Source organism: Martelella sp. UBA3392 (assembly GCF_002358775.1).
Lineage (GTDB): Bacteria > Pseudomonadota > Alphaproteobacteria > Rhizobiales > Rhizobiaceae > Martelella > Martelella mediterranea.
On the sequence record NZ_DEPM01000150.1, the window covers coordinates 1 to 4,852 of the forward strand.

Annotated in this window: 6 protein-coding genes; 5 read left to right on the forward strand and 1 reads right to left on the reverse strand. The window is 61.2% G+C overall.

Translation table 11 applies throughout. The annotated features are described in order from the left end of the window. The 5 genes from B4E36_RS11430 to B4E36_RS11450 all read left to right on the forward strand — a co-directional run. A partial coding sequence (locus tag B4E36_RS11430) for a hypothetical protein (RefSeq protein WP_345900365.1) occupies positions 1 to 927 on the forward strand: 927 nt, incomplete at its 5' end. Between the two features lie 2 nt (positions 928 to 929). Then, a complete protein-coding gene (locus tag B4E36_RS11435; RefSeq protein ID WP_292055468.1) occupies positions 930 to 1,181 on the forward strand; it encodes a hypothetical protein in 252 nt (83 codons plus the stop codon). Then, complete coding sequence (locus B4E36_RS11440; RefSeq protein WP_292055467.1) at positions 1,178 to 1,438, forward strand: hypothetical protein; 261 nt, start codon at positions 1,178 to 1,180, stop codon at positions 1,436 to 1,438. Before B4E36_RS11435 ends, B4E36_RS11440 begins: the two co-directional genes overlap by 4 nt. Then, entirely contained in the window at positions 1,431 to 1,694 is a 264-nt protein-coding gene (locus B4E36_RS11445; protein WP_292055465.1) for a hypothetical protein, read from the forward strand. Before B4E36_RS11440 ends, B4E36_RS11445 begins: the two co-directional genes overlap by 8 nt. A 409-nt stretch (positions 1,695 to 2,103) precedes the next feature. After that, entirely contained in the window at positions 2,104 to 3,885 is a 1,782-nt protein-coding gene (locus B4E36_RS11450; RefSeq protein ID WP_292055463.1) for an SLC13 family permease, read from the forward strand. A gap of 82 nt (positions 3,886 to 3,967) precedes the next feature. Here the strand turns inward: B4E36_RS11450 and B4E36_RS11455 are convergent, their stop codons facing one another. After that, complete coding sequence (locus B4E36_RS11455; RefSeq protein ID WP_292055460.1) at positions 3,968 to 4,741, reverse strand: YrhK family protein; 774 nt, start codon at positions 4,739 to 4,741, stop codon at positions 3,968 to 3,970. Between the last annotated feature and the right edge of the window lie 111 nt (positions 4,742 to 4,852).

Sequence of the window (4,852 nt, forward strand, 5' to 3'; positions counted from 1 at the left end):
AAGCCCGTCAGCTTCTACACCGTCGAGCAGCTGCTGCGCGATTTCGAAATGTCGCAGGCCTTCCGCGATCGCGCGCAAAACACGCAGCGCGACTATCGGCAAAAGATCAGGTCGATCGAGCGGCATCTGCCCGATGCCTGGAAGGCGGAGGCCGAAGCGCTCACCCAGCCGATCTGCTTCGGCATGTATGACGAGTTGCGCGGCAAGACCGGCCTGCCCACCGCCAACGCCGCCATGCGCATTCTCGGCATTGCCTTCAGCTGGGGCATGTCGCGCGGCAAGCTGCCGGCCGTGACCGTCAACCCGGCGCACAAGCTGAAGCTCAAGAAGGAGGAGCCGCGCGTGCGCGCCGGCGAGCGCGAGGAGATCGAACACCTGATCGCCACGGCCGACAAGCTCAACCGTCCGGAGATCGGCGACATGATCGCGCTCGGCGTCTGGTCCGGCCAGCGCCAGGGCGATCGCCTGGCCTATCAGGTCGCCGGGCGCGGCAATGGCCGCGTCATGTTGCGCCAGTCGAAGACGAAAGCCCTGGTCGACATCCGCGAATTTTCGGAGCTGAAAAAGCGTCTCGATGCCGCCCAGGCGCGTCGCAAGCTGGCCAAAGTGGTATCGAGCCACGTCATCCTTGACGAGCGCAGCTGGACCCCATTCAAGCCGGATCACTATCGCCACGTCTACGACGAGGTTCGCCGCCACGCGGCAAAGACCATGCGGAGCTGCGCCACGCTGCGCGATCAGGACCTGCGCGATACCGCCGTCACCTGGTTATTCCGCGCCGGCTGCACCATCGGCGAGATCTGCGCCATCACCGGCCACAGCCTGCAAACCGCAACGCAGATCCTCGAACACTACTTCGCGCGTCATCCGGAGCTTGCAGACAGCGCGATCGACAAGGTTGAACTCTGGTGGACCAGGGGAGATTGAGCATGACCAGACGAAGAAGACCGCGCCAGCGCCTCGGCGACCGAACGCTGAATGCCAACTGGACGCCGAAGCGCGCCCACGGTTTCGCCATGCGCCGCGTCCGGCAAATCGAACTGCTGCTGCAGGAAATCGCCTACACCTACGGCGACGTCTATCAACCCGTCGTATCGGAATGCAACGACATCATCGACCAGCAACTCGACGGGCTCAAGGAGGCGATTGACGAGGCGCTGGAAGCGGAGGCCATGCTATGACGGAGCCGAAGATGGTATCGCCCCTGACGGTTATGATCATGCTCGCATGTAGATCGACGGTCGATCCCGCGCATCTTCTCGGCAACTCGGTCTGGAACTCAAAGGCCGCCTTCGAAGCGAGAAGTAATCTGGAAGCCGTCAACTTGCTCGAGGAGCACATAGAGGGCTGGCGCATCACGGATCGCGGCAACGCCTGGATAGACCGCATCCTCGCCACGCCGCTGCCGGTCGCCGTCTGGACCGTTCCCGATGACTGACGGCCCCTGCGACCTTCACGAGGGCTTCACGCTCGCCTACTGCACCACCTGCAGGGGCACGGAAGCCCACGACGATTTCGCCTGCGCCGACTGGGCGCGCCGCCTGGCCGATCACGCCATGGTCGAACACGTCGCCGCCTTCCTGCGCGAAATGCGCGCGATTCTCCCCGAAGTCGAAATCACGGCCGAACAGGTCGCCAGAAAGTTCGCGATAGGTGTAGACGAGGCCGCCGCGATCATGCAGAAAGCCGTGTGACCTTCCCCCCAACCACCATCTCAGGCCACCGCAAAATGTCACAAACCACCATCCGCGCAAGCCTCTGAATTTACACAAAATTAATATTACTCTTAATCAGCGGGTCGTAGGTTCGAGACCTACATCACCCACCATTTTCTCTCAGAAAATCATTATGCTGCAGGAAGTTATGGCTTTTCCTGCGTGCGTTTTTGTGACTTTATTTTCGCAAGATGCCACGCGGCAGCACGAACGCCTTCGCAATCCGGGCGGGCCGGGATCTATGGGAATTTCCGGCAGGCAGACCGCGAGGCGCCCGATGACTGTGCCCATGGAACACGTGATGTGGGTTTCCCGTTTTAAGCTAGTCGGGACGCGGTGAAATGAATATCGGCCTTTGCTCCCATGCCGGACAGCAGAACGGAGAATCATGATCGAGTTCATCGGCGTTTCCCCATCCATCGTGGCATTGGTGCTCCTTGGGCTTCTCTTCGTCGCTTTCACCATCGAAAAATATCCGCCGGATATCACGGCGGTCATCGGCGCCGCGGTGTTCATTGTTCTGGGCCTTGTGCCCACCGATGATGTGATGGCGGTTTTCTCCAGTCCGGCCCCGATCACCATCGGCGCGATGTTCGTGGTTTCCGGTGCTCTGCTCAGGACGGGGGTGCTGGATGCTCTTGCCGGCTTCATCGTGGAGCGCGCGAAATCCCATCCGGTGCTTGCGATTGCGATCTTCATCGTCGTGGCGGCGTCGGCATCCGCCTTCATGAACAGTACGCCGGTTGTTCTCGTGCTTATTCCGGTCGTGGTGCGCCTCGCGGCAAGCCTCAGCATGGCGCCCACCCGATTGCTGATACCGCTTTCCTATACGGCCATTCTCGGCGGCACCTGCACCTTGATCGGCACCTCGACCAATCTTCTGGTGGCCGGCGTTGCGCAGCAGAACGGCCTCGAGCCGTTTTCCATTTTCGAGATCGCGCCGGTCGGCGTTATTTCGGCTATCGTCGGCGGCGTTTCGGTTTTCGTGCTCGGCAAGTTTCTGCTTCCGCATCGCGATTCAGATCAGAACGTCGAAAACGAGGAGACGCCCTTCCTGTCCGAAATCACCATCCTGTCCGACTATGACGGGATTGGCAAAGCACTCTCCGAGGTCAGCGATTTTCAGCGTACCGGCGTCCGCGTCACCGGCATCCGGCGCGGAACCAACATCGAAAGAAGCGGATTGCCCGAACATGTCATCCAGCAGGGGGATGCCGTGATACTGATTGCCCCGACCTCCGAGCTCCTGACCTTCGAGGAACAGGCGGGATTGCAGGTCGGCTTGCGGCGCTCTGTCGGCGTGGAGCCAGATGCCGAGTTGCGCGTGGCCGAAGTGATCGTATCGCCGTCGCGCAGAAGCTCCGGCGCAAGGATCGCGGATCTGGCGCTCGGCAGGCGCGTGGGCATGCGCGTCCTCGGGGCCTACCGCGCCAGCCACGTGGCGGGACCGGACTTGTCGAGTGTTCAGTTGCGCCCCGCCGACAAGCTGCTTCTCGAGGGCACCTCCGAAGGGTTCAGCGATCTGTCGCGGGTCGGTGACGTCGTTTCCGTGACGGAACCCGGCGGCCGCGCCTTCCGGCGGCGTCAGGCGCCGATCGCCGTCTTGACCCTGGTGGGCATCGTCGCGCTTGCCGCTTTCAACGTGATGCCCATCGGCATTCTGGCGCTGCTGGGCGTCGCGGTCATTCTCGCGCTGCGCTGCATCGACAGCGACGAGGCATGGCAGACGATCGACGGATCCATTCTGGTCCTGATCTTCGCGATGCTGATTGTCGGTTCGGGGCTGGAGAACAGCGGGGCCGTCGAACTGGTCGTGAGCATGCTGAGGCCGTGGCTGGAAAACCTTTCGCCCGTGCTCATGCTGCTCGCCGTCTATTTCGTCGGGTCCATCCTGACGGAGACGGTCACCAACAACGCCGTCGCGGTTGTCTACACGCCGGTCGTCATAACGCTCGCGAATCAACTCGGCCTCGATCCGCGTCCCTTCGTCGTCGCCGTGATGTTTTCCGCCAGCGCGAGCTTCGCCACCCCGATCGGCTACCAGACCAACACGCTGGTCTATGGGGCCGGCAATTACCGGTTCAGCGATTTCCTCAAGATGGGCATTCCGATGAACATCATCGTCGGCCTCACCTCCGTTTTCGCCATAGGCCTGTTCTTTCCGATGTGAGTGCCGACATCATGCGGCCGCGCATGCGCTATCTCACGATATCTCGGGTGCATGTCGGCACTAGTAATGTCCGCGACCACCGTCACCTTTCCCAGCGTCTCTTCCTGCGGGGCGCCAGCGGCTTCAACGGATGATGGGCATAGGATGTCGGCCTTCCGAGCGCCATGGCGACAACGCGGTAAGCGCGCCGATAATTGAACAGTCCGCCGATGAAGAAAAGGATACTGCCAACGAGATATTGCCACGCCAGGAAGCCATCGAGCAGGGTTTCGTCGCGTTCGCTGGCAATCGACCAGAGATAGGGGATCGAGGCGACGGCAAAGAGCGCCGAGCCGACCACGAAGGTAAGGGCCGTCAGGTTCATCATCTGCAGGGTGACGAGATCGTCGGCCTGAACGATCTGGATGACGTTGATCACCGCGCCGATCACGAACAAGACGCTGCCGATGATGAAGCACCACGCCCCGGCCTTGGGTAGATCGACGGAAGACAGGAAGAAAATGCTGCCGATGACGAACAGCACGGTTCCGAAGACATAGGTCCACGCCGCCCAGGCTTCCAGCCTGTCCCACACCGTTTCCGGATCCTTGCGCTGCCTGGCATAGACGAAAACCTCGATCAGGTCGTGTCCGGTCACGAGCAGGTAGATCAGCGAGCCGAAGAAGAAGATCCAAGCGCCAAGGTCGGCATAGGCCGAAAGCGCCGGGAAGAAGCAGATGCTGCCGAGGATGAAGATCAGCCCGCCGGCCTGGTAGGCGATCGCATTGATCGTCTCCCACCGGAAATTCTTTCGCTCCGCCGGCGTATCGGCAATCACATCGTGAAGACGCGGTCGATTGACGAACATATGCGGCATGCGGTCCCCCGAGATTGATACGCCTGGCGCTCGGCCGCGTTTTAACGAAGCGGGGAAGGAAAATCAAAACCGGTTGAAAAACGAATGTGGTGAGAGCGCAGGGGTTCGAAC

Excerpts from the sequence above, each read along its gene's own strand:
- B4E36_RS11450 (WP_292055463.1), top strand. The coding sequence starts at position 2,104 with ATGATCGAGTTCATCGGCGTTTCCCCATCCATCGTGGCATTGGTGCTC.
- B4E36_RS11445 (WP_292055465.1), top strand. The coding sequence starts at position 1,431 with ATGACTGACGGCCCCTGCGACCTTCACGAGGGCTTCACGCTCGCCTAC.
- B4E36_RS11435 (WP_292055468.1), top strand. The coding sequence starts at position 930 with ATGACCAGACGAAGAAGACCGCGCCAGCGCCTCGGCGACCGAACGCTG.
- B4E36_RS11440 (WP_292055467.1), top strand. The coding sequence starts at position 1,178 with ATGACGGAGCCGAAGATGGTATCGCCCCTGACGGTTATGATCATGCTC.
- B4E36_RS11455 (WP_292055460.1), bottom strand. The coding sequence starts at position 4,741 with ATGCCGCATATGTTCGTCAATCGACCGCGTCTTCACGATGTGATTGCC.